At 37.1% G+C, this 26,985-nt stretch carries 19 protein-coding genes, 2 tRNA genes and 1 riboswitch; of the genes, 9 read left to right on the forward strand and 12 right to left on the reverse strand.

Going from position 1 to position 26,985, the window contains the following annotated elements; genetic code table 11:
- The first annotated feature begins 658 nt into the window (after positions 1-658).
- Together ACY2RS_RS13945 and ACY2RS_RS13950 are read left to right on the forward strand one after the other, a co-directional pair.
- Positions 659-731, forward strand: a tRNA-Gly gene (locus ACY2RS_RS13945).
- A 60-nt stretch (positions 732-791) separates the two neighbouring features.
- Positions 792-877, forward strand: a tRNA-Leu gene (locus ACY2RS_RS13950).
- An 817-nt stretch (positions 878-1,694) separates the two neighbouring features.
- On the opposite strand, the gene mutS is transcribed toward ACY2RS_RS13950, so the two are convergent.
- From mutS to ACY2RS_RS13980, 6 genes are all read right to left on the reverse strand, one after another.
- Entirely contained in the window at positions 1,695-4,334 is a 2,640-nt protein-coding gene (gene mutS / locus ACY2RS_RS13955; protein WP_490099282.1) for a DNA mismatch repair protein MutS, read from the reverse strand.
- A 290-nt stretch (positions 4,335-4,624) separates the two neighbouring features.
- Positions 4,625-5,581 carry a methylenetetrahydrofolate reductase [NAD(P)H] gene (gene metF / locus ACY2RS_RS13960; RefSeq protein ID WP_490099283.1) on the reverse strand — a complete coding sequence of 319 codons (957 nt, stop codon included), beginning with the start codon at positions 5,579-5,581 and terminating at the stop codon, positions 4,625-4,627.
- A 367-nt stretch (positions 5,582-5,948) separates the two neighbouring features.
- Positions 5,949-8,732 carry a methionine synthase gene (gene metH / locus ACY2RS_RS13965; RefSeq protein ID WP_490099284.1) on the reverse strand — a complete coding sequence of 928 codons (2,784 nt, stop codon included), beginning with the start codon at positions 8,730-8,732 and terminating at the stop codon, positions 5,949-5,951.
- 4 nt (positions 8,733-8,736) lie between these two features.
- Entirely contained in the window at positions 8,737-9,771 is a 1,035-nt protein-coding gene (locus tag ACY2RS_RS13970) for a homocysteine S-methyltransferase family protein (RefSeq protein ID WP_490099285.1), read from the reverse strand.
- 53 nt (positions 9,772-9,824) lie between these two features.
- Positions 9,825-10,970: a homoserine dehydrogenase family protein gene (locus tag ACY2RS_RS13975; protein WP_490099286.1), complete on the reverse strand. Its 1,146-nt coding sequence runs from the start codon at positions 10,968-10,970 to the stop codon at positions 9,825-9,827.
- A gap of 8 nt (positions 10,971-10,978) precedes the next feature.
- Positions 10,979-12,148 (reverse strand): trans-sulfuration enzyme family protein, encoded by a 1,170-nt coding sequence (locus ACY2RS_RS13980; RefSeq protein WP_490099287.1) that lies wholly within the window; start codon positions 12,146-12,148, stop codon positions 10,979-10,981.
- A gap of 186 nt (positions 12,149-12,334) precedes the next feature.
- A riboswitch (SAM riboswitch) is annotated at positions 12,335-12,460 on the reverse strand.
- A gap of 207 nt (positions 12,461-12,667) precedes the next feature.
- Between ACY2RS_RS13980 and ACY2RS_RS13985 the strand changes: the two genes are divergently transcribed.
- Positions 12,668-13,204, forward strand: a complete 537-nt coding sequence (locus tag ACY2RS_RS13985) for an RNA methyltransferase (protein WP_490099288.1) — start codon at positions 12,668-12,670, stop codon at positions 13,202-13,204.
- A gap of 380 nt (positions 13,205-13,584) precedes the next feature.
- On the opposite strand, the gene folK is transcribed toward ACY2RS_RS13985, so the two are convergent.
- Entirely contained in the window at positions 13,585-14,712 is a 1,128-nt protein-coding gene (gene folK / locus ACY2RS_RS13990; RefSeq protein WP_490099348.1) for a 2-amino-4-hydroxy-6-hydroxymethyldihydropteridine diphosphokinase, read from the reverse strand.
- Between the two features lie 77 nt (positions 14,713-14,789).
- On the opposite strand from folK, the gene ACY2RS_RS13995 reads away from it, so the two are divergent.
- From ACY2RS_RS13995 to ACY2RS_RS14005, 3 genes are all read left to right on the forward strand, one after another.
- Positions 14,790-15,491, forward strand: a complete 702-nt coding sequence (locus ACY2RS_RS13995; protein ID WP_490099289.1) for a queuosine precursor transporter — start codon at positions 14,790-14,792, stop codon at positions 15,489-15,491.
- Positions 15,492-15,669: 178 nt separating this feature from the next.
- Positions 15,670-18,372, forward strand: a complete 2,703-nt coding sequence (locus ACY2RS_RS14000) for an AsmA family protein (RefSeq protein WP_490099290.1) — start codon at positions 15,670-15,672, stop codon at positions 18,370-18,372.
- 46 nt (positions 18,373-18,418) lie between these two features.
- Positions 18,419-19,048, forward strand: a complete 630-nt coding sequence (locus tag ACY2RS_RS14005) for a LysE family transporter (protein ID WP_490099291.1) — start codon at positions 18,419-18,421, stop codon at positions 19,046-19,048.
- A gap of 8 nt (positions 19,049-19,056) precedes the next feature.
- Here the strand turns inward: ACY2RS_RS14005 and ACY2RS_RS14010 are convergent, their stop codons facing one another.
- Positions 19,057-19,644, reverse strand: coding sequence for a GNAT family N-acetyltransferase (locus tag ACY2RS_RS14010; RefSeq protein ID WP_490099292.1), 588 nt, complete (start codon positions 19,642-19,644; stop codon positions 19,057-19,059).
- A 1-nt stretch (position 19,645) separates the two neighbouring features.
- On the reverse strand, positions 19,646-20,437 hold the full coding sequence (locus tag ACY2RS_RS14015) for a DUF2797 domain-containing protein (RefSeq protein WP_490099293.1): 792 nt from the start codon (positions 20,435-20,437) through the stop codon (positions 19,646-19,648).
- Positions 20,438-20,481: 44 nt separating this feature from the next.
- Here ACY2RS_RS14015 and ACY2RS_RS14020 point away from each other — a divergent pair, with 44 nt between their 5' ends.
- From ACY2RS_RS14020 to ACY2RS_RS14030, 3 genes are all read left to right on the forward strand, one after another.
- Positions 20,482-21,996 carry a GH3 auxin-responsive promoter family protein gene (locus ACY2RS_RS14020; protein WP_490099294.1) on the forward strand — a complete coding sequence of 505 codons (1,515 nt, stop codon included), beginning with the start codon at positions 20,482-20,484 and terminating at the stop codon, positions 21,994-21,996.
- A gap of 193 nt (positions 21,997-22,189) precedes the next feature.
- Positions 22,190-22,375 (forward strand): hypothetical protein, encoded by a 186-nt coding sequence (locus tag ACY2RS_RS14025; protein WP_490099295.1) that lies wholly within the window; start codon positions 22,190-22,192, stop codon positions 22,373-22,375.
- 305 nt (positions 22,376-22,680) lie between these two features.
- The gene (locus ACY2RS_RS14030) at positions 22,681-22,866 is read left to right on the forward strand and encodes a hypothetical protein (protein ID WP_490099296.1); all 186 of its coding nucleotides are present in this window, start codon (positions 22,681-22,683) and stop codon (positions 22,864-22,866) included.
- Between the two features lie 216 nt (positions 22,867-23,082).
- On the opposite strand, the gene clpX is transcribed toward ACY2RS_RS14030, so the two are convergent.
- From clpX to tig, 3 genes are all read right to left on the reverse strand, one after another.
- A complete protein-coding gene (gene clpX, locus ACY2RS_RS14035; RefSeq protein ID WP_490099297.1) occupies positions 23,083-24,315 on the reverse strand; it encodes an ATP-dependent Clp protease ATP-binding subunit ClpX in 1,233 nt (410 codons plus the stop codon).
- 16 nt (positions 24,316-24,331) lie between these two features.
- Positions 24,332-25,006, reverse strand: coding sequence for an ATP-dependent Clp endopeptidase proteolytic subunit ClpP (gene clpP, locus ACY2RS_RS14040; RefSeq protein ID WP_490099298.1), 675 nt, complete (start codon positions 25,004-25,006; stop codon positions 24,332-24,334).
- Between the two features lie 258 nt (positions 25,007-25,264).
- On the reverse strand, positions 25,265-26,584 hold the full coding sequence (gene tig, locus ACY2RS_RS14045; RefSeq protein WP_490099299.1) for a trigger factor: 1,320 nt from the start codon (positions 26,582-26,584) through the stop codon (positions 25,265-25,267).
- Positions 26,585-26,985: the final 401 nt, after the last annotated feature.

The raw sequence follows: 26,985 nt of genomic DNA on the forward strand, positions 1-26,985 counted from the left end.
TAAATATATTCATATCCATTATTTTAATCTAAAATACAAAATAATTATCAATTATGAGTGTTTACGGACAATCAAAATTTTAATACCGATTTAAAGCAAAAAAGCAAAACAAGCTTAGTTTTCGCTTAAAAACACATAAATACGATTAAAGTCGTATTCAAATTAAATTTTTCGACAAAAGAGATGTTTTTTTAACATTTACAAGACAATATATTTCTATTCTACATCAAAAAACAATTAAAAAAGTAAGTGCGTACACGTATAAAGTATACACCTTCATTTTTTCTAAACTCTAAAATTTCAGAAGAGAAAAAAAGAAGCAAAAAATGATAGCTAACAAAAAACAAAAATTACAATAAGACGATTTTAGAATAATTTTACTGAAAACATACTATAACACATTAATTTAAATTAAATCCCTTAAAACCTCTTAAAACAATTATTTTTTAATAGTTTAATATTATTAAAAGATAAAAAATGATCATAATTTCTTATAGTAATAAATTTTAGAAATCTCCAAAAATTTCCACAAAAAGCGCTTTGTACTTTCTATAAATGTTTTATTTTTGCATCCGCTTCTAGTAAGAAATCATCTTACAAAAAGCAATGTATTGACATATTGAAAAAGAATATTGCGAAAACACTATTCTTAAACTACGCGAAAATAGCTCAGCTGGTAGAGCGCCACCTTGCCAAGGTGGAGGTCGCGGGTTCAAATCCCGTTTTTCGCTCTATATAACATACCAATGCTGATCCCGATAGCTATCGGGAGTAGTAGCAATCTCTAAACTGCTGAAGTGGTGGAATTGGTAGACACGCTGGACTTAAAATCCAGTGGACAGTAATGTCCGTACGGGTTCAAGTCCCGTCTTCAGTACTAAGCCTCATCTTATCATGAGGCTTTTTTTGTTTAAAAAAATCCAAAGGACAGCAATATCAGTAAAGGTTCATCCCGATAGCTATCGGGACCCGTCTTCAGTACTAAGCCTCATCTTATCATGAGGCTTTTTTTGTTTAAAAAAAACCAATAGACAGCAATATCAGTAAAGGTTCATCCCGATAGCTATCGGGACCCGTCTTCAGTACTAAGCCTCATCTTATCATGAGGCTTTTTTTGTTTTATAAAATTAAATTTTTCAAAACAAAAAAACATCTCCCCCCGAAGTAAATGCGGGGCAGGCTCTAACCCCTCTTCAAAGTGGGGAACTATTGAAAAAAGCTTACCACTGCCCTAAAGGGTGGCTTTTTATCACATCAACACTTCGACTTCGATTTCAGATTTCTCCCGAAGCTTCGGGATCGATTTCATAGCGCCCTCACCCCTAGCCCCTCTCCCAGATACATGTATTGATATTTTATGAGACTATTGTTTGGGAGAGGGGGATTTTTGTTTTGTGTTTACAATAAAGTAATGGAAGGGAACATCCCTCTAAATCTCCCTTGCGCCACCGCTATAGCTTGAACGCACGCGGTCAAAGGGAGACTTCTTGAAGAAAAAATAAAAAAAGCTTTACTCCTCCCGAAGCTTCGGGACTAAAGGGTGGCTTTCTATCACATCAACACTTCGACTTCGATTTCAGATTTCTCCCGAAGCTTCGGGATCGATTTCATAGCGCCCTCACCCCTAGCCCTCCCGTTTTGATAACGGGACAGGCTCTTCAAAGGGGGAATCCGATTTTTATTTGAAATTGGTTTTACTTCTTCGCTTTCACAGTGGCAGTTCGCTGCAACATGCGCTTCATTTCATTGAGCTTCATTAAAGCTTCAACTGGCGTAAGGGTGTCGATGTCTACTTCTAGAATTTCATCGCGCAGTTCTTCTAAGAGAGGGTCGTCTAGCTTAAAGAAACTTAATTGCATCTCATCTTCCGAAAGCTGTTTCATTTGGTCACTTAACTCTTCGCTGGAATGACTTTTTTCTAAACGCTTTAAAATTTTGTTGGCTCTTTGCAATACCGCTTTTGGCATCCCTGCCATCTTTGCTACGTGGATTCCGAAGGAATGATGCGATCCACCCGGTATCAATTTCCGAAGAAACAATACATCATCTTGTAGCTCTTTTACCGAAACATTGTAGTTTTTAATCCTACCAAAGGTCTCTGTCATTTCATTGATCTCATGATAATGGGTCGCAAATAACACTTTGGCTTTGCTCGGATGCTCATGCAAATACTCGCTTATCGCCCAAGCAATTGAAATTCCATCGTAAGTACTGGTACCCCGACCAATTTCATCAAGCAAGACCAGACTGCGTTCAGAAATGTTATTTAAGATACTCGCCGTTTCGTTCATCTCTACCATAAAGGTGGACTCGCCCATAGAAATGTTATCACTCGCGCCTACCCGCGTAAAAATTTTGTCTACCGTACCCATACGCACCGATCCTGCTGGAACAAAACTTCCCATTTGCGCCAACAATACAATTAAAGCAGTCTGCCTCAATATGGCACTTTTACCACTCATGTTAGGCCCCGTAATCATGATAATTTGTTGGTTCTCGCGATCCAAAAACACATCGTTACTTATAAAAGGAGCATCTGGGGGTAATTGTTTTTCTATCACAGGATGCCGGCCTTCTTTGATATCTAGATCGGTACTATCATCAAAAACGGGTCTGGTATACTTTGAAGTTTTAGCATGACTCGCAAAAGAACATAGACAATCTAAGGTTGCAATTTGCTGGGCATTTTGTTGCACCGGTGCAATGTATTGTAACATCCATTGCACGAGTTTGGCAAAAATATCTTGCTCTAAGGCGGCAATTTTTTCTTCGGCACCTAGAATTTTAGCCTCGTACTCTTTTAGTTCTTCTGTAATGTAACGCTCTGCGCTCACCAAGGTCTGCTTGCGTATCCACTCCTCAGGTACTTTATCTTTATGGGTATTACGCACCTCTATATAATAACCAAATACATTATTGCTCGCAATCTTTAAGGAGCTAATCCCCGTGCGTTCTGTTTCTCGCGCTAGCATTTGGTCTAGATACTCTTTCCCTCCTGTAGCAATGGCGCGTAACTCGTCTAATTCTGGATGAAATCCAACCGCTATTGCATTTCCTTTTGCAATATTTACAGGGGCTTCTTCATTAATAGTCTCTTTTATTTTAGCACGCAATACTTCACATTCTTGCAACTGTTCTCCAAGTACACGAAGTGATTCGTTATTACTTTTTTCTGAAATACCCTTCACCGGCACAATAGCCTCTAAGGAATTTTTTAACTGAATGACTTCTCTCGGACTAATCTTACCCGTAGCCACCTTCGAAATTAAACGCTCCAAATCGCCAATGCGTTTTATGTTGGTCTGTATTTTTTCTAGCTCAACTATATTTTCCAATAAATAACTTACCACCTCATGACGACGAATAATCGCATCCTTATTTTTTAGCGGCAATGCCATCCAACGCTTTAGCATACGCCCACCCATAGGAGAAATGGTTTGGTCTATTACATCTAATAAGGTCACCGCATTTTGTTGATTGCTATGGTAGAGTTCTAAATTACGAATGGTAAAACGATCCATCCAAACATATTGATCTTCTGCAATACGCGATATCTTGGTAATGTGTTCTAGTTTGTTGTGTTGGGTCTCGCCTAGATAGTGTAACGCTGCTCCACTGGCAATAACACCTTGTTCCATATGGTCTACACCAAAACCTTTTAAGTTTTTAGTGCCAAATTGTTTGTGCAAGGTTTCTATTGCATAATCTTTCTGGAACACCCAATCTTCGAGATGAAACACATGAAAATTATCACCAAAGGTATCCGAAAACAGGTTTCTTTTTTGCTTGCTAAATAATACCTCACTCGGATTAAAATTCTGCAATAATTTATCGATGTATTCTGCACTCCCTTCCGAAGTCAAGAACTCACCCGTAGAGATATCTAAGAAGCTAACACCAATCGTTGCAGGTTTCGAACCTTTAACATTTCCGAAGTGCACCGCAGCCAAAAAGTTATTAGAAGTCGCTTTTAAAATATCATCATTCAACGCCACCCCAGGTGTCACTAATTCTGTAACACCACGTTTCACGATAGTCTTAGTTTGTTTGGGGTCTTCAAGCTGGTCGCAAATTGCCACACGACAGCCTGCCATAACCAATTTTGGTAAGTAGGTATTTAAAGAATGATGCGGAAACCCAGCCAATTCTATATTGTCGCCTCCATTGTTTCTCGCGGTCAAAGTAATGTTTAAAATTCCCGCTGCTTTTACAGCATCTGCTCCAAAGGTTTCATAAAAATCTCCTACTCTAAATAATAACAAGGCATCAGGATACTTTGCCTTGATGGTATTATACTGCTTCATTAAAGGGGTTACCTTTTTTGCTTTTGACATCTACTTCGGAAATTTTAATGCTCGTAAAAATAGCCATTAATTGAATATTTCAGAAGAAATGATCCCTAAGAGTTATGCACTTTTTGATAGCCAAAACTGGGATTTATTAACAACGCCCTTCGACAAGCTCAGGGTGACAGTAAATTACAACCACAATATTGAAAAACACGTTGTCAGTCTGAGCCTGTCGAAGACCAATCCTCCCTAACTAATCAAAACCATCATAAAATGCCCTTCAACAAGCTCAGGCTGACAAGGAATATATTCCAAACCCATAACATTTCCGAAGTTTAAAAAAGCCTTCTGGCAATGGCGGCGATGTTATCACTTTTTCCCATAGAATAATAATGCATTACTGGCACACCTGCTGCGATTAATTCTTTGCTTTGTTGCACACACCACTCCACCCCTACTTGACGTACTGCTTTGTTGTCTTTGCATTTCACCACCTCCATGATTAAGTCGTCTGGGAGTTCTACACTAAAGCGATGTGGGATTAAATTCAACTGTTTCTTTGTGGCCACTGGTTTTAATCCTGGAATAATGGGTACGGTAATTCCAGCAGCACGACATTTATCTACAAAAGCAAAATACCTACTATTATCAAAAAACAATTGTGTGACGATGTAGGTAGCTCCATTTTTAATTTTCTGCTTTAAAAAATGAATATCGCTATCCAAACTAGGGGCTTCTATATGTTTTTCTGGATAGCCCGCTACGCCAATACAAAAATCTGTAGCCGTACAATTTTGAATTTCATCATCCAAATAGATGCCTTTGTTTAAATCTGAAATTTGCTGCACCAGTTCACTTGCATAGCGATGTCCCTCTTGCTCTGGAGTAAAATAGGTTTCATTTTTAACGGCATCACCACGTAATGCTACTACATTATCAATACCCAAAAACCCAAGATCTATCAAGAAGTTTTCTGTGTCCTCTTTGGTAAATCCTCCGCATAAAATATGTGGTATGGCATCTACATTATACTTGTTTTGTATGGCTGCGCAGATCCCAACAGTTCCAGGACGCTTACGTACCACTTTCTTTTGCAATAAACCATTTTCCAATTCTTTGTATATATGTTCTTCTCGATGATAGGTAACATCAATAAAAGGTGGTTTAAACTCCATCAACGGATCTATGCTTTCAAATATCTCGTTGATATTTTGTCCTTTTAAAGGCGGTAATATTTCAAATGAGAATTGTGTGTTTCCGTTGGCATTTTGTATGTGATCTGTTACTTTCATGAATTCCCGCGTAGGCGGGAATCTCACCCAACTACTCATTTAATTTTAATAGTATATTTTAAAATAATCCTTCTTAAACCTACAAGGATCGTCGTGCATCCTCAAACCTTGCTGGTTTTACACCCTTACGTCTAGAAGGTTTTGTCAAAAAAAATTAAACTCTTGCTTAAACCTACAAGGAGGCCTGCGGCAACACCTTGCAGGTTGAGTTAAAAACATCCCTCTAAATCTCACTTGCTCCACCGCTAAAGCTTTAGCGCACGCGGTCAAAGGGAGACTTCTTTCTCTACCTACAAGGATCGTCGTGCCTCCTCATACTTTGCTGGTTTTTTTCTTCAATCTCCTTAGCTACTTGTGAGATCCCTGCCTACGCAGGGATATTGGGCGCGAGCCACTTGATTGCTTTTTCTTCTGAAATTCCCTTGCGTTGCGCATAGTCCTTTACTTGATCTTCTTTTATTTTTCCGAGTCCAAAATAGCGTGCTTCAGGATTTCCGAAATAATATCCAGATACTGAAGCTGCCGGCCACATGGCCAATCCATCAGTTAATTCAACTCCAATGGTTTCCTTTACATTTAAAAGCTCCCAAATGGTTTCTTTTTCGAGATGATCTGGACAGGCTGGATAGCCAGGTGCGGGTCTAATTCCTTTATAGCTTTCATTTATTAAATCATCATTGCTTAGATTTTCATTTGCTGCATAGCCCCAGTGTTTGGTTCGGACTTCTTTATGTAAATATTCGGCAAAGGCTTCTGCCAATCTATCTGCTAGGGCTTTTACCATGATGCTGTTATAATCATCATTTTCTGCTTCGTATTGTTCAGCTAATTCTTTGGTGCCAAAACCAGTACTCACACAAAAACAACCCATGTAATCTTGAATATTGGTTTCTTTTGGTGCAATAAAATCTGCTAAGGCAATGTTAGGTCTTCCTGCTGCTTTTTTTGATTGTTGGCGGAGGGTTCGGAAAATAAAATTGTTATTGGGTTTCCCTCTCTGCCCTGCGGGCATCTCTCCCAGAGGGAGAGAATCAACCGTTATTTGAATGTCATCATCGTCAATTGTATTGGCCTCAAACAAGCCAAAAACAGCCTTGGCTGTCAAGAGCTTTTCAGAAATAATTTTATCCAGAATCACCTTGGCATCTGCAAATAATTCGGTGGCTTGGGTTCCTACTACTTCGTCTTCTAATATCTTCGGAAATTTTCCGTGCAAGTCCCAACTTCTAAAAAAAGGAGACCAGTCTATATATTCACGTATTATTGCAATATCAAAATTAGTAATGATCTGTTTCCCTAATTGGTTGGGCTTTAAAATTTCCGAAGCACTCCAATCTACATTAAACTTATTGGCTCTAGCATCTTTAATTGACAAATACTCTTTGGTTCTTTGCCTGCCTAAAAACTTATCTCTAAAAACTAAATATTCCTCTTTTAAGTCATTTTTATAGGCTTCTTTCTTTTCTTTTTGCAACAAATCGCCCACTACTGTTACCGCTCTTGAAGCATCATTTACATGAACCACAGCGTGTTTGTATTGCGGATCTATTTTTACTGCTGTATGTGCTTTACTTGTAGTAGCACCACCAATCATAAGCGGTACCGCAAAATTTTGGCGCTGCATTTCTTTGGCTAAAAAAACCATCTCATCTAAAGACGGCGTAATTAAGCCACTCAAACCAATAATATCAACTTGCTGTGCTTTGGCTTCTGCAATAATTTTTTCTGGCGGCACCATCACACCCAAATCAATAATATCGTAATTATTACATGCCAGCACCACCGATACAATATTTTTACCTATATCATGTACGTCACCTTTCACGGTTGCCATCAATATTTTACCAGCCCCTTGTTGTTGGACTACTGCATCTTTGTCTGTGAGTAAATTTTGTTGGTGTTGTTTTTGTTTTTCTTCTTCAATATATGGTTCTAAGTATGCCACAGCCTTTTTCATAACACGGGCACTTTTTACTACTTGGGGCAAGAACATTTTACCGCTTCCAAAAAGGTCACCTACCACATTCATTCCCGTCATTAAATGCCCTTCAATCACTTCAATAGGGGCATCAGCTTCTTGTCGAGCTTGTTCCACATCTTCTATGATATATTGATCGATTCCTTTTACAAGGGCACGTGTAACTCTATCTTGAAGTGGAGCTTCACGCCAGCTTAGATCTACTTTGCCCTCTTTTGCTTTTCCTACAACTGTTTCTGCAAAGGCAAGCAAACGCTCGGTGGCATCGGCGTTTTTATCTAGAATAACATCTTCAACATGCACAAGCAAATCATTGGGAATATCATCATATACCTCAAGCATGGTTGGGTTTACAATTCCAATGTTCATACCTGCATTTATAGCATGGTACAAAAACACGGAATGCATGGCTTCTCGAACGGTATTATTACCTCGAAAGCTAAAACTCACATTACTCACCCCACCACTTACGCTACAGTAGGGTAAATTCTCTTTCACCCAACGAGTAGCTTCTATAAAATCGATGGCATTTTTGCGGTGTGCTGACATGCCCGTTGCTACTGGGAAAATGTTTAAATCGAAAATGATGTCTTCTGGAGCAAAATTTACTTTTTCAACGAGTACATCATAAGAACGTTTGGCTATTTCACATCTACGGGTATAGTTGTCTGCCTGTCCTACCTCATCAAAAGCCATGACGATAACAGCGGCACCATATCTTTTTATCAAAGTAGCCTGTTGTATAAATTCTGCTTCTCCTTCTTTTAAGCTAATAGAATTCACCACACATTTACCCTGCACTACCTGCAAGCCAGCCTCAATGATTTCCCATTTAGAACTATCAATCATAATAGGCACTCGTGCAATATCTGGTTCTGCCATGATTAGGTTTAAAAAGGTCACCATGGCTTCTTTGCCATCAATCAAACCATCGTCCATATTGATGTCGATGATTTGAGCGCCCCCTTCTACTTGATGTCTTGCAACAGATAAGGCCTCTTCAAATTTTCGTTCTTTTATAAGTTGTAAAAACTTTTTGGACCCCGCCACATTGGTGCGTTCACCAACATTAATAAAATTACTATCTGGTGTAATAACGAGTGGTTCGAGTCCTGATAATTTCAAGACTCGAGTACTCGCTGGGAAAGGCACCAAGTGTGTTGTTTCTTTCATGAATTTATTTAAAAGTTAGCTGTAGTAAGGCAATTTCATTGGATAACACTCTTGGTGAGTAGGTAGCTGCAATCTTAGCAATTGCTGCTATGTGAGTTGGTGTGGTGCCACAACATCCTCCAATAATATTTATTAATTTTTTGTCTAAGTATTCTTTAATTTGGCTTGCCATGTGCTCTGGACTTTCATCATATTCACCAAATGCATTGGGCAATCCAGCATTGGGGTATGCCGAAATTGCCGCATTTGTTTTGTTTGCGATGGCTTCAAGATGCGGTGTTAATTGCTTTGCTCCTAAGGCGCAATTAAACCCTACACTCAATAGAGGAATATGAGATATAGCGATTAAAAACGCCTCGGCTGTTTGACCAGACAATGTTCTTCCAGAAGCATCTGTAATGGTTCCGCTTATCATGATGGGCACATCAATCGAGCGTTCTGCCTTTACTTCTTCTATGGCGAACAATGCAGCTTTAGCATTTAAGGTATCAAAAATGGTTTCTACCAGCAATACATCTACACCTCCATCCAATAAGGCTTCTGCTTGTTGTTTGTAGGCAATACGCAAAGCATCAAAAGTGATGGCTCTATAGCCAGGGTCATTTACATCTGGAGACATACTAGCTGTTTTATTTGTAGGTCCCATAGCACCTGCAACAAATCTTGGTTTATGAGGCTCTTTTGCCGTAAAAACATCTGCCACTTCTCTAGCAATTTTAGCGCTTTCATAGTTGAGTTCATAGACCAAATCTTCCATATCATAATCTGCCATGGCAATGTTAGTTCCTGAAAAGGTATTGGTTTCTACAATATCTGCACCTGCTTCAAAATACTTGGCATGTACTTCGGCAATGGCTTTGGGTTGGGTGATGCTCAACAAATCATTATTTCCCTGAACAGGTTTATGAAAATCTTTAAATCTATCTCCTCTAAAATCTGCTTCAGTAAATTGATAGCGCTGCAACATGGTACCCATAGCACCATCTAGTACTAAGATTCTTTTTTGTAATGCTTGATGTATTGTTTCTTTATGTTTCATTTTATTTCTTTCCCTCACCCCTTGCCCCTCTCCCTCTGAGAGGGGATGTTATCCTAATATCTTATTTGTTCGCATAGTCTTAGCACGTCTCCAAAGACTCCTCTGGCTGTAACGGCTGCGCCAGCGCCAGCGCCTTGGATTACAATTGGATTTTTACCATAATTTTCTGTATGAATCTCGAAAATAGTATCACTTCCTTTTAACTGACCCATGACAGAATTCTTTGGCACTTGCTCTAGTTTTACTGAAAGTTTAGCACCATCATGCCTAGATACGTCACCTGATAATTGGGCAACGTATTGTAGGACATATTCTGGCTTGCAATTTTTCTTTTTGATATTAAAAGGGATGTCCAAGTCTGATAAATGACTAAGAAAATCTTCTTTGGTTCCTGCTCTTAGAGACTTGGGGATTAAATTTTCTACATGGACATCTTCTAACTCATTATGTAAGTCTAATTCTCTTGCCAGTATTAACAACTTTCTTGCTACATCATTTCCACATAAATCCTCTCTAGGATCGGGTTCGGTATACCCTTTAGCTATGGCACTTTGTAATACATCACTAAATGGAACTTCTTTTTCAGAAAAGGTGTTAAACAAGTAACTTAAAGAGCCTGAAAAGACGCCTTTTATTTTTGTGATATTCTCTCCTGATGCATGCAATAACGCTATGGTATCAATAAGCGGTAACCCAGCTCCTACATTGGTTTCATAGAGATACTTTTTATTGTTTTTGTGCAATGTTTCTCGCAAGCTTTTGTAAAATGCTAAGGATTGGGTATTTCCTTTTTTGTTAGAAGACACTAGATGAAATCCGTGCTCGACCAAGGTCTCATAATAGGTGACAAAGTGAACATCGGCTGTATTATCGATGGCTATTAAATGTTCAAATTCGTTGTCACGCACAAAGTCAAGGATGCTTGCTATAGTATAACTTGCACCAAAGGTTTCTTTGGCTGTTTCCCAGTTTTTAGTAATACCGTGTTTATTTAAAAGTACCTGTGTTGAATTAGCCACAGCGATAATATTGATATCTAGATCTTTTTCATCATAGAGCTTTGCTTTCTTATCAAGAATTTGATGAATTAATGTATTCCCTACCAAACCATGACCAAAAATAACTAGATTGACTTTTGTTTTCTGTAAGACCTCAATATCAATGCGCGCAGTTTTTATTGTTGTTGTTTCTGTATTCATGTGTTCAATTATATAGCCTCGACAGCTTGATTTGTATTAACCTTAGCAAAGGTTTCTTGAAGATCTTGAATTAAATCCTGTGCTTCTTCAATTCCACAACTTAAGCGTATTAAAGAATCTTTAATACCTGCTTGTAATCGTTTTTCGCGAGGCACTGAGGCATGTGTCATTTGTGGTGGATGGCACAGCAAACTTTTTACACCCCCTAAACTTTCCGCTAACTTAAAATAGCGCGTACTCGTCACAAAAGCATTTGCCGCTTCGACCGTATTTTCTTTTAGTGTAAAAGACACAATACCGCCAAACAATCTGTTTTGTTGTTGCTTTGCTATTTCATGATTTTTATGGCTTTCAAGTCCTGGAAAATAGACTTCATCAACCGCTTCGTGCGCTGCTAAAAAGTAGGCTACTTTATAAGCATTTTCACATTGTTTTTTATAGCGAAGATCTAGCGTTTCTATGCCGCGAATGGTTAAAAAACAGTCCCACGGACCTAAGATCCCGCCACTTGCATTTTGAACAAACTTGATTTTTTCTGAAAGCTCCTGTGTTTTAGTTACCACCAATCCTGCTACCAAATCGCTATGCCCTCCAATGTATTTGGTACCGCTATGAATGACAATATCTGCCCCTAAGGCTAGGGGCTGCTGTGCAATTGGGCTTGCAAAAGTGTTATCTACTACCAACAAAGCATTGATACTTTGCGCAATCTTTGCAACGGCAGCAATGTCTGTTACTTTAAGCGTTGGATTTGTAGGCGACTCAATCCAGATATACTTCGTCTTGCTACTCACCGCATTGGCTACATTTTCAACATCGGTAGTATCAACATATTTAATATTGATACCTAATTTTTCATATACATGTGTAAATAATCGATAAGCACCTCCGTAGATATCATCTACAGCTACAATTTCATCGCCAGCAGATAATGTTTTTAATACCGCATCGATAGCAGCCAATCCTGTTGCAAAAGCAAAAGCACCATGACCGCCCTCTAATCCAGCTACCACATCTTCTAATGCTTTGCGGGTTGGGTTGTTACTGCGGGCATAATCGTAGCCTTTGTTTACGCCAGGAGCGTCTTGGATAAACGTTGATGTTTGGTACACCGGTACCGAAATAGCACCCGTTAACGGATCGCTAGGAATAGAATGAATAATGTTTGTTGCACTCATTTTTCTAAATTTTTTTAGAGTTAATTGTTAATTAATTCGTGTTTCAAAAAATGAAATGAACTTTGAAGTTTTGTTCCGATAGCTATCGGAAGCGCTCAACCAGACAATATTACATTTCAAAAAAGAAACTCAATAGAAAAATGTTATAAGAAATTGACGTCAACACACAGAATGTGTATTGGGTTGTCGTTATCTATCTCCAATAAATATTGGTGTAGAATGTAGCACCTTCTGGTACCGCTATGCAGCGGTATGACACCAGGGTTGCTAAGGCTTCAAAGGGTCTAATCCCTCCACCTTTCTTGATAACATTTCAATAAAGCTTTGAACTTTGTGTGGACAAATATTGTGAAAAAAAAAGTACACTTCCAAATAAAAAAGAATATTTTTCTAAAAAAAGTTGTTATTTTTTATAATTCGGAAATATTATCACTTAAAAACATTAGCTTAGATTATATTTCTATAACATTTCCGAAGCAAAGAAAATGAGTAGCTCAAGAAAAAAAGTATTTTTGTAGCATGAAAAATAGGAAGCTAAAAAATAGTGAATTGGGCAGACTCGATACCGATTCTTTTAAAATTTCAGAAAAAACCCCACTCATTATCATTCTAGATAATATTAGAAGTCTTAATAATATTGGATCTGTATTTAGAACTGCCGATGCTTTCTTGATCGAAAAAATATACCTCTGTGGTATTACGGCACAACCTCCGCACAAAGACATTCAAAAAACTGCTTTAGGCGCTACCGATAGTGTGGCTTGGGAATATGCCGAAAACACGTTGGACGTCATCAACTCCTTAAAAGAAGAAGGCGTTTTTGTTGCGAGTATCGAACAAACAGAAGATGCTATTTCTCTAGAGAATTTTGACACCCAACCCGATCAAAAATACGCTATTGTACTGGGCCATGAAGTAAAAGGGGTGCAACAAGACGTGGTAAGCGCCAGTGATGCCGTGATTGAAATCCCGCAGTATGGCACGAAGCATTCTTTAAATATTTCGGTGAGTTGCGGTGTGGTTGTTTGGGACTTGTTTTGTAAGATGAGCCGTTAGTCTTTGGTCTTTCGACGTTAGTTTGTAGTTGGTAGGACGCGCTTCGCACTTGGAGTTGATTGGTTTTAACCAGAAAATAGGACTTTAAATCCCTCACCCCTCCCGAAGCTTCGGGGCTCTCCAGCTGAGAGACGATTTCCTATAATCTGGCAATAACAAATTTGTTGTCGTGAATTTTCATTTTCCCCGCCTTCCGCGTGTCGCAGGAGCTTTAGCGGAGGCGCAAAGGGTGAGAAAATTCACTGAATTAAGAAAAAATCACCCTTTATTCCCGAAGCTTCGGGAGGAGAAAAGTTTTGCTAAGATTTTTGCCACTAACTGAGAAATCGCTCGCTTAGAGGGAGTTTTTTATTTTTAAACTATGGTCTCAAAAACACAAACTAACTAAGAATCTGATCTAAAATAGTGAGGTAGTCTTTCCTATTTTTTACGAAATCGAGTTCAGAAATATCGATGATTTTAATACTGTCATCGTGTTGGTTTTTGATAAACTCTAGATAGCCTTCGTTTATTTTTTGAAGATAACTGGCTTCAATACCTTTTTCAAAATTACGTCCGCGTTTTTTAATATTTTCTAAGAGGCGTTCTGTGTTTTGGTATAGATAGACATACACATCTGGCTTTGGCAGCTCTTTATGCATGAGGTGGAATAATTTTTTATATAAATTATATTCTTCCTCTTGCAGTGTTACCTTGGCAAAAATGAGCGATTTATAGGCGTCATAATCGGCTATCACACATTCTTTAAACAAATCGAATTGGGTAATATCTTCCAATAGTTGTTGGTAACGATCTGCCAAAAAAGACATTTCTAATGGAAAAGCATAGCGCGCTTGGTCTTCATAAAACTTAGGTAAAAACGGATTGTCTTTAAAGCGTTCTAAAATAAGCTTGGCATTAAAATCTGTTGCCAACATATGACTCAAACTAGTCTTCCCCGCACCAATATTTCCTTCAATAGCGATATAGTTGATTTTTGAGAAGTCGTAATCCTTTTGTGGGTTTCGCAACCACTTAGATTGTTTGCTAATGACACTGTCGTCTTTGGTAATCTCTAACAGCGCTTCTATGCTTTTTTGAAGTATAGGATGTAGGGTGTCTGGAGCCACTTCGGCTAAGGGTTGCAGCACAAATTTTCGATGTTCCATTTCTGGATGAGGCACTTGTAAACGCTTTTTATCAATTATTTCATCGTTATAAAGCAATATATCTATATCAATTGAACGTGATGCATATCCATTGGTGTCGGGACGCTGTCTTCCTAACTTCTTTTCGATGTTTAAAATTTCAGTTAAAACAGCATGCGAAGTACTATAGGTTTGTACCGCTATGACACAGTTTAAAAAAGGAGCACCGTCAAAACCAATTGCTGGCGTTTCATATACCGCAGAAATCTTTGACACAGCACCTACTTGCCTAAAAATAGCATTGATGGCATCTTGTAAATGCTCGAATCTATTCCCGAGGTTACTCCCTAAACCTAAATATACAGTGTGTGCGTTTTCGATGACAGTCTTTATTTTTATGACGAATTTAATGAAAAGAAAACGACTTGCAATTATCTTTGTTAACAGAGAGACCCATTGTGAAAAACCTATCAATCAAAGATCAATTAGCAGCGCAGCGCATCTACCTCATTCTAGGAGGTTTATTTATTGCGTCACTGGTAGTGTCTAATTTAATATTTCAGAAATTTTTTTATTGGGATTTTTTTGGGCTATACACTTTTGAAATATCGGTTGGTATTTTACCCTATCCTATTACCTTTTTAATTACCGATATTATTAGTGAGATTTACGGAAAACGAAAAGCCAACCAAATAGTCACCACAGGGATTTTCGCTTCGCTTTTCTCTTTGCTCATTGTCTATGTTGCCAACGCTGTGCCTGCAACAGATTGGAGTCCGGTGAATGATTCCTTATTCAATAAAGTATTTGGCGCCACCTCTATTGCCGTATTTGCATCGATGATGGCATACTTATTGGCGCAGTATATAGACATTCAGATTTTTCATTTCTGGAAACGCCTTACCAAAGGGAAACATTTGTGGTTACGGAATAACTTTTCTACGTTTTTATCGCAATTTGTAGACACCTTTACAGTTTTAGTATTGTTGTGTAGCTTCGGAAAGATTAAATGGGAACTCTTTGGCGGTTTATTATTAGGTGGTTTCTTGTTCAAAATTTTGGTGGCTGCTCTAGATACACCCTTATTGTATTTGTTTGTAGGTGTGTTTAGAAAACGATTTGGATTGGCTGTTGGGGAGGAATTGAGTGATGACGGGTGACGGGTGACGGTTGACGGTTGTAAAGTTTTGAGTTTTGAGTTTTGAGTGAAATTTAAAAACTTTTAAACTTTGTCACTTTGAACCTTTGTTTCTTTGCAACTTTGATATTTACTTCTATCAATGAACAAAGTAAATGGTCTAACTTCTAGCAGCGAAGCGGTCTAAAAAAATATTTGATATGAAAAAAATTAGTAAAATTATTGGGATTGTACTTGTACTAATAGTGATAGCACTTTTTGCAGCTCCTTATCTTTTTAAAGGATCTCTAGAGAAGTTATTGATGGAAAACATTAATAAGAACCTCAACGCCACAGTTGCCTGGAGTGACTTTGATCTTACCCTCATGAAGAACTTCCCAAAAGCTACCTTAGTGCTCAACGATTTTAGTGTTGTAAATAATGCTCCTTTCTTGGGAGAAACCCTTGCTAGTGGAAAACAATTACAACTTGAAATGGGACTCAAACAGTTGTTAAAAGGAGCCGAAGACGCTATAAAAATAGATGCCTTGTCCATAGATGAAGCTTTTATTAATATACAAGTAAACAAAGAAGGGAAAGCTAATTACGATATTGCTAAAAAGACTCCCAAAGAACTTGTAACAGAACAACCAGAAACGAAGGAACCATCAAGTGGTTTTGCATTTGACCTAACCCATTATGAGCTTACAAATTCCAGAATTAATTATCATGATGACAGCACTACCAATTACCTCACCATAAGCAACCTGGACCACGAGGGTAATGGCGATTTTTCGTTAGCAACCTCGCAGTTAGATACCAAAACAAATGGGATCATCACTTTTAAATCGGGAGATACCGAATACCTAAGTACCACAAAAATAGCATTAGATGCTTTATTTGATTTGGACTTAGAGAACCAAAAATATACTTTTCTAGAAAACAAGGGCACCATTAATGAGCTACCCCTAACCTTCAACGGATTTGTAAAAATTAACGAAACAAACACCAACCTCGATCTTAGTTTTAAGACCCCTTCTTCAGATTTCAAAAACTTTTTGGCAGTGATTCCAAAGACCTATGTTAAAAACTTGGACGGAGTGACCACCACAGGAAATTTCAGCATAGACGGACAACTAAAAGGCATCGTAGATGACACTAAAATACCTACTATGGACATAAAAGTGCGCAGTGAAAATGCTTCTTTTAAATACGAAAGTTTACCAAAAGCAGTAGAAAATATTGCTATAAACATAGACCTCATTAATGAAACAGGATTAGCACCAGACACCTATTTGAATATAGGTGGTGTTACCTTTAAAATTGATGATGAGATTTTTACCGCAAGCGGAAATATTAAAAACTTCACCCAAAATATGTTGGTGAATCTCGCACTAAACGGAACCTTAGATTTAGCCAATATTGACAAAGTACTTCCTATAGATTTGGATCAAGATCTCACAGGAATTTTTAATGCCGATGTCACTACAAATTTTGATATGAATTCGATTGACGCAGAGCAATATCAAAACATTAGAACCAACGGAACGGCTAGTATTGTAAACTTTACCTATAGTGATGAAGCTTTTCAAAACCCGATTACCATAAAAAATGCTTCTATAAAAATGAGTCCGGGAAATATTGCCTTAGAAGACATGAACGCTACCACGGGAGACACCGACTTAAATGCAAAGGGAAACATCCAGAATCTTATTCCTTGGATTATGGCAAAACAAGATTTAAAAGGGCGTTTTACAGTAGTTTCTGATACGTTTAATGTAAATGACTTCATGGCAGCAGAGACAACCAATACAAAAACAGCTAGCGGGAATAAGCCTCAAACACTTTCTACAGAAACGGGTGTCAAAATTCCAGATTTCTTGGATGCTACCCTAGATTTTACAGCCAAAAATGTAATTTATGATGACATTACACTAAACAACACCAAAGGAAGTGTTACCATTAAAAACGAAGTGGCAAATCTTAGCAATGTAACCTCCAAAATATTAGGTGGCGATGTTGCCTTGCAAGGAAATGTTTCTACCAAAGAAACTACCCCAACCTTTGCTATGGACCTTGACCTTAGTAAGATTGACATCGACCAATCTTTTAAACAACTTCCTATCTTAAAATTTTTAGCACCCATCGCAAAAGCTTTACAAGGAACCATGGACACTAAGTTTAAGCTTTCTGGAAACCTAAGTAAAGAACTTACACCCGATCTCAACACCCTTGGCGGAACCGCATTTGCACAAATTGTTACGGCAGAAGTAGATGCCAATCAGGCTCCCTTATTATCACAGTTAGGGCAGCAATTATCTTTTTTAAACATAGACCAATTAAGTCTGCAAAACGTAGGAACCAATCTTACGTTTAATAACGGAAATATTGTCGTAACGCCTTTCGACTTTGAAGTAGAAAGTGTAAAAATCACAGCTGGTGGCTCGCATGGCATTAATCAAAATATGAATTACAATATAAAAATGGATGTTCCTGCGAGGTATATGGGAAGCGAGGTGACGAGTCTTTTATCTAAATTAGATCCGCAAGACGCAGCTACCATGACCGTAGGATTACCAGTTGGCATTACTGGCACCTTTACAGATCCAAAAATTAAATTAAATACGCAAGCAGCAGTAACAGATTTGACCAACCGCATTCTTGAAAAACAAAAAGATGCCCTCATAGACAAAGGAACAGACACCATTAAGGATATCATAAATAATAATACCGGAGGCGATGTTGGAAACACGGTGGGCGATATTCTTGATGACATCATAAAACCAAAAGATGGCACCAATACTACGGGAGATACCAATACAGACACTACTCAAAAAGAAACTAAAGATGTGGTGAAAGATATCTTCGGAAATATTTTTGGAAACAAAAAGAAGGACTCTACAGGTATAAAAAAAGGAAATTAATTCACTATCTCTGTAAGTTTTCTAAAACTACACCAACTAATGGGCTATGATTTTAGCATATAGTTTTATTGGTTTGGCATTAGCAGGAATTGGAGGCGCAGCTCCAGGAGCTTCAAATATTGCAGTACTTACAACTACCTCAAAACACTCTTTACAAAAAGGGATGCGTGTTGCCATAGGCGCCGGAATTGGAGAATTAGTACTGTCAGTATTAGCACTTTGTTATAGTACCTTTTTCATCCATTTTTTTGAAATGAACCTCTGGACACAGATTGTTTTTACAAGTATATTTTTTATCGTTGGAATCTCATTCTATTCCTTAAAAAATTTACGTTTTTTAAGCACACTTCCCAGAAATAATAGCATTTCAAATTCAGGCCTTTTAAAAGGTTTTTTATTAAGTCTTATCAACCCGCCTGTGTTACTATTCTGGATCCTAGGCATCTCCTTAACTCAGCAATATCTATTACCCTTAACTGATATGAGTCCTTCGGAAATATTAGTGCTCTTTTTTATGGGCGTTTTCATGGGCAAAGTAGCTATCCTGTATGGCTATGCAAAACTGGGGAAAGGGCTGCAAGAACGAAAGAAAACAAACGCGTCTCAAATGAATAAGACTATAGGCATTACATTTATACTACTTGCACTTGTGCAGGGAGTACGACTATTTTTCTAAAAGTATTTTTATTGAATGCTGTTGTAGAGTTTTTCTTTTACACGATCAAACCATTCTTCTTTCAAAATACTTAACACAATACTATCTCTTCTTTTGTCACCAATCACGAAGTTGCTACGAAGAATCCCTTCCACCTTGCAGCCAATGCTCTTCATGGCTCCAATACTTCTAGCATTATTAACATCTGCTCTAAATTCTATACGTTCAAAACCCAAGGTTTCAAAAGCATGAGATAGCAATAAGTACTTAACATTTTTATTTAATCCAGTGCCCTGAAATGCTTTACCATACCAAGTATAGCCGATCATAGCTGTTTTATGATACGTGTCGATATTGTAAAAACGAGTACATCCAGCATAGGCTTGGCTTCGTTTATCGAATACTATTAAAGGATATATCACTTTTTTTGAATGCCCCTCTAAGGCAACACGAATATAGGTGCTAAGATCTTGTGCTGTTCTAAGTTGTTTTAAAGAATAGATCCAAATTTCAGGTTCTTTTTCAACAAAAGGAAGCAAATGGGTCACATCATTTTCGGTTAAAAGACGTACGGATGCGACATCATTTTGTAGTGTACTCTTTTTTGAAAAATCCATATTACATTGTTATAGAAACTACTACTCCTTCATTACTTCGGACATTAAAAACGGTTTCGTCTTCAAAAATGAGGTATTGCCCTTTAATTCCTTTTAATATGCCTGTATATTCTGGGGTTTTACTAAGGTTTAATGTTTTAAGCTTGGTTGGATATTGTAATACTGGAAACTCTAAGTTTGTTTCGGTGTTATGTTCTAGAAAATAGGGCAATGCTTCTACTGGAATGTATTGTTTTAAGGTATCACGCCAAGACAATAGATCTTCATCTTTAATATCGTTTTTAAGCATGGTTCGCCAATTGGTTTTGTCGCCTACATGATCTTTTAAGGCAACTTCAGTAATTCCTGCTAGATATCTGTTAGGCACCTCTACAATCTCGATAGCCTCATGTGCCCCTTGATCTATCCAACGGGTGGGTACTTGCGTTTTGCGGGTAACACCTACTTTTATATTACTACTATTTGCTAGATATACAATGTGTGGTTTTAATTGCACAGATTTTTCATATTCCAAATCGCGATCTTCGATACCTAGGTGTGCTTTGCTTAATTCGGGTTTCATAATCCAATCTGCAGCCTGGGGAATTTCAAAAAAACAATTTTTACAAAACCCTTGTCTGTAAATCATGCGTTCTCGCTTGCAGTTAATACACTGATAGCCAACAAAAGAGATCTTCATCTTTTTATCGAGCAATTGATTGACGTGCAAGAAGTCGTTTTCGAAGACTAAATAGTATTGAATAGGGCTTCCTATTTCGGTTTGCATTTTTGTTAAAGTGCCTTGGAATTGCATAAAATAAAATTGTACATTTAAGACCTTAAAGATAGTTCAAAAATATGCCAATACCCATAGTAAATTCTATTGCATCCTGGTTTTTAAAGAAACGCTTTCATCAAATAGAGCTGTTCCTTAAATACCCTGTCGATGTGCAGAATGAACTACTTGAACACCTACTTCACACTGCAAAAAACACCGAAATAGGAAAACAATACGATTTTGCCTCTATTAAAACCTACCGAGAATTTGCAGCTCGAGTTCCGATATCAAACTACGAGGATTCTAGTAGTATGATTGAACGTTCTCGTCGTGGAGAAACAAATATTTTTTGGCCATCACCTATAAAGTGGTTTGCAAAATCTAGCGGAACTACCAATGCTAAAAGCAAGTTTATCCCAGTAAGTAATGAATCATTAGAATACTGTCACTATGCTGCAAGTAAAGATTTACTATGTATGTATCTTAACAATAATGAAGATGCCAAGTTATTTGTAGGGAAGAGTTTGCGTTTGGGAGGCAGTAAAGAATTATACGAAGAAAACGGAACTGTTTTTGGAGATTTATCTGCCATACTAATTGACAACATGCCCTTTTGGGCCGAATTTAGCAGCACTCCTAGCAATGAAATTTCGCTTATGGGGGATTGGGAAGTGAAAATGCAAGCTATTGTTGACGAAACCATTAATGAAAACGTAACTAGTATTTTAGGAGTTCCATCCTGGATGTTAGTATTGCTGAACAACGTTATTAAAACGACTGGAAAAGATAACTTATTTGACGTTTGGCCCAACCTTGAAGTATATTTTCACGGAGGAGTAAGCTTTGATCCTTATATAGAGCAATACAATAAAATTTTACCAAAAGACAATTTCAGGTATTATGAAATCTATAATGCCAGCGAAGGGTTCTTTGCCATACAAGACCGAAATGCTAACAAAGAGTTACTATTAATGCTAGACTATGGGATTTTCTATGAGTTTATAGAAATGACATCTTATGGAACAGAAGCAGAAAAAGTTGTTTCTTTAGCCGATGTAGAAGTAGGTAAAAACTACGCTATTGTTATTACCACCAATGCTGGATTATGGCGTTACAAAGTTGGAGACACCATTCGCTTTACTTCTGTGAGCCCGCACCGGATTAAAGTGACGGGGCGTACGAAGCATCATATAAATGTATTTGGAGAGGAACTAATTATTGAAAATGCCGAAGCAGCTTTAAAAGAAGCCTCGAAATGCACACAATGCGAAATTGTAGATTATACTGCTGCGCCTGTATTTATGAAAGACAAAGAAAAAGGAGCACATGAGTGGATAATTGAATTTAAAAATCCGCCACAAGATTTTACTGCCTTTGCAAACACCTTAGACAAAGCACTCATGAATGTGAATAGCGATTATGAAGCAAAGCGATTTAATAATACAACGCTCAATCCACCAAAAGTTCATATTGCCCGCGAAAAGCTATTTTACGATTGGCTCAAAGAAAAAGACAAATTAGGGGGGCAACATAAAGTACCTAGACTATCTAATACACGTGATTTTTTAGAAGAATTATTAAATTTAAATAGCTAAGTAAAAAAACTTCTCGATTAAAAACACATTCTAATCGACTAAACACACGCTGTAAATCGCTGTTTTTATGCACTTTACCGAAGTTTATATTTTTTTTGCATTTCAACGAATTTCTACTGTTTTTTAGCTAATATTTTTTGTAGTCCTTTTCTCTCAATATATGTTTGTCCCGAACAAGTGATTCAAACACACCATGAAAAAAGTAGTTTTTATTTTAGCAGCGATTGTTTTAACAAGTACATTTACCTCTTGTGGAACAACTTCTTCGATTCAAAAGAACGATGCAGAATTAGCTGGATATACCTTAAAAAGTAAAACTGAGTTACTTGAACAGAAAATAGCAAACACACAATCTAAAAAAGTGATTGTGAAACCATAAAACACCTAACAAGAATTAACCTTAAAAAAACTCCTATCCCCTTAGGAGTTTTTTTTATGCTACTATTAAAAGTATATACTTTTGTCAATTCTTCCTTTTATGTTTTGAGTTTATAACATCATTCTCGACAAAAAACATTTTTCACAGACTAAAAACACGTCGTAAATCCTTGTTTTTAGGCACTTTACCGAGAATCACTATTTCGAGTGCACTTCAACGAATTTCTATTGGAGTTTACCTAATTTCTTTGGTAGTACTTTTCTTACGCACTAGGTTTGTTGTGTACAAATAATGTAACACACACCATGAAAAAGTTTATTTTTATATTTGCAGCAGTAATTTTAACAAGTACCTTTGCGTCTTGTGGAAGTACTTCTTCAATTCAAAAAAACGATGCTGAACTAGCTGGATATACTTTGAAAAGTAAGACTGAATTAATGGAACAAAAAATATTGAGCACGCAATCTAAGAAAGTGATTGTAACGCCCTAACAAGTAAGTTTAAGTAAGTTAAGTTAAAAGACTCCTAATTGTAATGATTAGGGGTTTTTTTATGGGTTCTGTTTTCAAAGGGACAAAGTAAGATTTTAAAAAATATGATCGTATACATTATTAAACACAGAAACTTCTAAACTACTTTTAACATTTCAGCAGAAAAAAAGCCCCAAACATATTGCTTGGGGCTTTCTAATGTATGCTTATTTAATACTAAGAAACCGCTTTTAATTTCTTAATCGTTGATTTATTCAATTTCTCTGCTGCGTATTCTTGTGTAATGCTCAATTGTTTCTCTTCTGTTCCAGGAAGTTCAAACATAGCATCTGTTAGAATCGCCTCACAAAGAGATCTAAGGCCTCTAGCACCAAGTTTATATACAATAGCTTGTTCTACTATAAAGTCTAATGCTTCTGAGGTCATGATAAGCTCTATTCCGTCCATTTCAAACAACTTCTTATATTGTTTCACTATGGCATTTTTAGGCTCTGTTAGAATGGCTCTAAGCGTTCCTTTATCCAGTGGGTTCATATATGTTAGCACAGGCAAACGTCCAATGATCTCTGGAATTAAACCGAAATCTTTTAAATCTCTTGGAATAATATAACGAAGCATATGATCTTTTTCTAAAGTGTTTTCATTTTTAGAAGCACTAAAACCAACTGCTTGCATATTTAAACGCTTTGAAATATGGCGTTCTATACCGTCAAAGGCTCCTCCTGCAATAAATAAGATATTCTCCGTATTTACTTCAATAAACTTTTGATCTGGGTGTTTTCTTCCTCCCTTTGGTGGCACATTTACAACGGTTCCTTCCAATAACTTCAATAAGGCTTGTTGTACTCCTTCTCCACTTACATCTCTGGTTATAGAAGGGTTATCACTTTTACGTGCAATCTTGTCGATCTCATCGATAAAAACAATACCATTTTGCGCTTTTTCTAAGTTGTAATCTGCTGCTTGTAGCAAACGGGTTAAAATACTCTCTACGTCTTCTCCAACGTATCCTGCTTCTGTTAGCACCGTTGCATCCACAATTGCCAAGGGTACATTTAGCATCCTTGCAATGGTTTTTGCTACCAACGTTTTACCAGTACCTGTTTGTCCAACAATAATGATATTACTTTTTTGAATATCGATATCGTCTTCTGTTTTTGGCTGTAACAATCGCTTGTAATGATTGTATACCGCAACAGACATGACTCTTTTGGTATGTTCTTGTCCAATAACATAGTCATCTAAAAAAGCTTTGATGCTCTTTGGCTTTTTCAGCATCACATCTTTGCTCAACTCTTCATTACCAGCATGTACTGCTTCTTCTACAACAATCCCGTGGGCTTGTTCGATACAACGATCGCAAATATGAGCGTCTAACCCTGCAATAAGCAAGCTAGTATCTGCCTTTTTACGACCACAGAAAGAACATTCTAAAACTTCTTTTGACATGGCTATACGTTTTGTATTATCCTCTTTTTAATATTTCGTCAATCATACCGTATTCCAGGGCTTTATCTGCTTTCATCCAGTAATCTCTATCACTATCTTCATATACTTTATCATAGGTCTGACCACTATGGTTGGCGATGATATTGTATAATTCTTCTTTTAAGGTAAGGATTTCGCGTGCAGTAATTTCTATATCACTCGCTTGTCCTTGTGCACCTCCTAAAGGTTGGTGGATCATTACTCTTGAGTGTGTTAATCCGCTACGCTTTCCTTTTTCACCAGCGCACAATAAAACTGCTCCCATAGAGGCAGCCATTCCTGTACAGATGGTTGCAACATCAGGTTTGATAAATTGCATGGTATCGTAAATTCCTAATCCAGCATACACACTTCCTCCTGGAGAGTTGATGTAAATCTGAATATCTTTTGATGCATCTACACTTTCTAAAAAGAGTAATTGTGCTTGCACTATATTGGCTACTTGATCATTGATTCCTGTACCCAAAAAGATAATTCTGTCCATCATTAAACGAGAAAAGACATCAAAAATGGCGATGTTCATTTGGCGTTCTTCAATAATGTTAGGAGTAAGCCCAACTGGGTACATACTACTCATTATCTTTTCATAATAGGTACTACTAATACCTTGATCTTTAATAGCGTATTTTTTAAATTCGTCTCCGTAATTCATAAAACTTTTTATTCTTTAAATTTTAGTAAGTACTCTGTACCAATATTATATGGATTTCGATTATGCTCGAAGTGACAAGAATAATGGTAGCTTAAATTTCAAATAACATTTCAAAAAAGATACCGAGAACGTTGCAGTGCCAAATTGGCTTATACGCTACGCATAATTTGTGGCGGTATTTCTTGAAACCTTAGATAAAAATAGGGCGCTTTATTAGTACTAATAAAGCGCCCTAAAGATACCTAAATTTTTAAAGATTTATGCGTATGCTTCTTTAATGAATTTATCATAGGTTACTTCTTTGGTTTTAAGCTTTGCTTTTTCCTTGAAGAAGTCTAATAATTTGTTGGTATTTAACTGCTCACTTAAGCGCTTTACCTCTTCTTGATTTGATAAAATACGTGCTGCAATATTGTCTAGTTCCTCTTCGCTAGGATTAGTTTGACCAAACTGCGCCATTTGTCCTTTAATCATTTCGCGACTGTAAGCTTTTAACTCGTCGAAGCTTACTTGCAAGTTGTTCTCTGCTCTTAGCTTTCCTTCGATTAATTGGTAACGCAATCCTTTTTCACTACGCTCGTATTCTGCTTTTGCTTCCGCTTCTGTCATTGGGGTCTCACCAGAAACCTGAATCCAACGCTCTAAGAAATCTTTTGGCAAGTCAAATTTTGTGTTTTCAATTAAAGACTCTACTACATCGTTCAACATTTTTTGATCACTCTGTTGTGCAAATTGCTTTTCTGCGTCTTCTTTAATTTTTTCTTTCAATGTTTCTTCTGAAGTAACCACTCCTTCACCAAATAACTTGTCGAATAACTCTTGGTTAAGTTCTGCCATTTCGCGTGTGTTCACTTCTTCTATTTTAAAAGAAACCTCAACAGCCAAACCTTTTGCATCTTCTGGAGTTACTCCAAAATGCTTTTGGTTTTCATGCTCTTCAGCAAACATTCCTTTTGTTTTTAGTGTAACAACATCTCCTACCTTAGCACCTGTAAGTGCTTTTATTTGAGTTTTCCCTTTTAAAGTGTCTAACTCAATGGTAGTGCTTTTGTCAATCCCTTTTTCTTCATTGGTAAAAGTTCCAGTAATCTCATCACCTTTAGCAACTGTATCTTTAGCAACTAATTTACCATACTGCTTGCGAATGCTTTTAACCTGGTTGTCTAACATATCGTTATCTGCAACAATCTTATACGCTGTTACTGCTTTTTTAGCAACATCAACCTCAAAAGAAGGGGCTAAACCTAAGTCAAACTCAAAGGTAAAATCTTCGTTATTCCAGTTTATTTCAGCTTCGTTTTTTGGAAGTGGATTTCCTAAAACGTCTAATTTTTCTTCAGTTAAAAAGTTGTGTAATCCGTCTTGAAGTAATTTGTTTACCTCTTCAACCAAAACAGCTTTTCCGTATTGTTTCTTTACCATTCCCATTGGGATATGTCCTTTTCTGAAACCAGGAATGTTAGCTGTTTTTCTGTAGTCATTTAATACTTTAGTTACTTTGTCTTGGTAATCATCTTTTGTGATTGCTACAGTAACTACTGCATTTAATGCATCAACGTCTTTCTTTTTAATATCCATTGTACTATAAATTTTGTTTTAAATAGCTCATTAATAAAGAGATATAGCCTCTTTTTATGAGCGTGCAAAGATACACCATATTACTAGATATACAAAGGGATTTTTATAAGTTAATTGTTGGGTGACCGATGACGGATGAATTAATTCTAAAATGGGATGATTTGAAGATGTAGCTTTGGTTATGAGTTATTGGGGCACTAGCTTACTGAGTTATTTGGGGAGTTTTTTTAAATGATCCATGAAAACTAAAACAGTTTCTTTTACCACTAAAATTTCCGAAGTAAAAAAAAGTATGCAGTGAGCATTAGCAGTGGGCAGAAAGATGATTTGAAAATTATCTTTGCATTTTTGATTCTTTACTTCTCTTAAATTAGGAGATACCCCTCCCGAAGCTTCGGGAC

Source organism: Patiriisocius sp. 208BN25-11, from assembly GCF_058147145.1.

Coding starts and splice junctions, on each gene's coding strand:
- tig (WP_490099299.1), bottom strand. CDS start 26,584: ATGGATATTAAAAAGAAAGACGTTGATGCATTAAATGCAGTAGTTACT.
- ACY2RS_RS14030 (WP_490099296.1), top strand. CDS start 22,681: ATGAAAAAGTTTATTTTTATATTTGCAGCAGTAATTTTAACAAGTACC.
- clpX (WP_490099297.1), bottom strand. CDS start 24,315: ATGTCAAAAGAAGTTTTAGAATGTTCTTTCTGTGGTCGTAAAAAGGCA.
- ACY2RS_RS14010 (WP_490099292.1), bottom strand. CDS start 19,644: ATGGATTTTTCAAAAAAGAGTACACTACAAAATGATGTCGCATCCGTA.
- metH (WP_490099284.1), bottom strand. CDS start 8,732: ATGAAAGAAACAACACACTTGGTGCCTTTCCCAGCGAGTACTCGAGTC.
- ACY2RS_RS13980 (WP_490099287.1), bottom strand. CDS start 12,148: ATGAGTGCAACAAACATTATTCATTCTATTCCTAGCGATCCGTTAACG.
- metF (WP_490099283.1), bottom strand. CDS start 5,581: ATGAAAGTAACAGATCACATACAAAATGCCAACGGAAACACACAATTC.
- ACY2RS_RS14005 (WP_490099291.1), top strand. CDS start 18,419: ATGATTTTAGCATATAGTTTTATTGGTTTGGCATTAGCAGGAATTGGA.
- clpP (WP_490099298.1), bottom strand. CDS start 25,006: ATGAATTACGGAGACGAATTTAAAAAATACGCTATTAAAGATCAAGGT.
- ACY2RS_RS14000 (WP_490099290.1), top strand. CDS start 15,670: ATGAAAAAAATTAGTAAAATTATTGGGATTGTACTTGTACTAATAGTG.
- ACY2RS_RS14020 (WP_490099294.1), top strand. CDS start 20,482: ATGCCAATACCCATAGTAAATTCTATTGCATCCTGGTTTTTAAAGAAA.
- ACY2RS_RS13970 (WP_490099285.1), bottom strand. CDS start 9,771: ATGAAACATAAAGAAACAATACATCAAGCATTACAAAAAAGAATCTTA.
- mutS (WP_490099282.1), bottom strand. CDS start 4,334: ATGTCAAAAGCAAAAAAGGTAACCCCTTTAATGAAGCAGTATAATACC.
- ACY2RS_RS14015 (WP_490099293.1), bottom strand. CDS start 20,437: ATGCAATTCCAAGGCACTTTAACAAAAATGCAAACCGAAATAGGAAGC.
- ACY2RS_RS14025 (WP_490099295.1), top strand. CDS start 22,190: ATGAAAAAAGTAGTTTTTATTTTAGCAGCGATTGTTTTAACAAGTACA.
- ACY2RS_RS13975 (WP_490099286.1), bottom strand. CDS start 10,970: ATGAATACAGAAACAACAACAATAAAAACTGCGCGCATTGATATTGAG.
- ACY2RS_RS13985 (WP_490099288.1), top strand. CDS start 12,668: ATGAAAAATAGGAAGCTAAAAAATAGTGAATTGGGCAGACTCGATACC.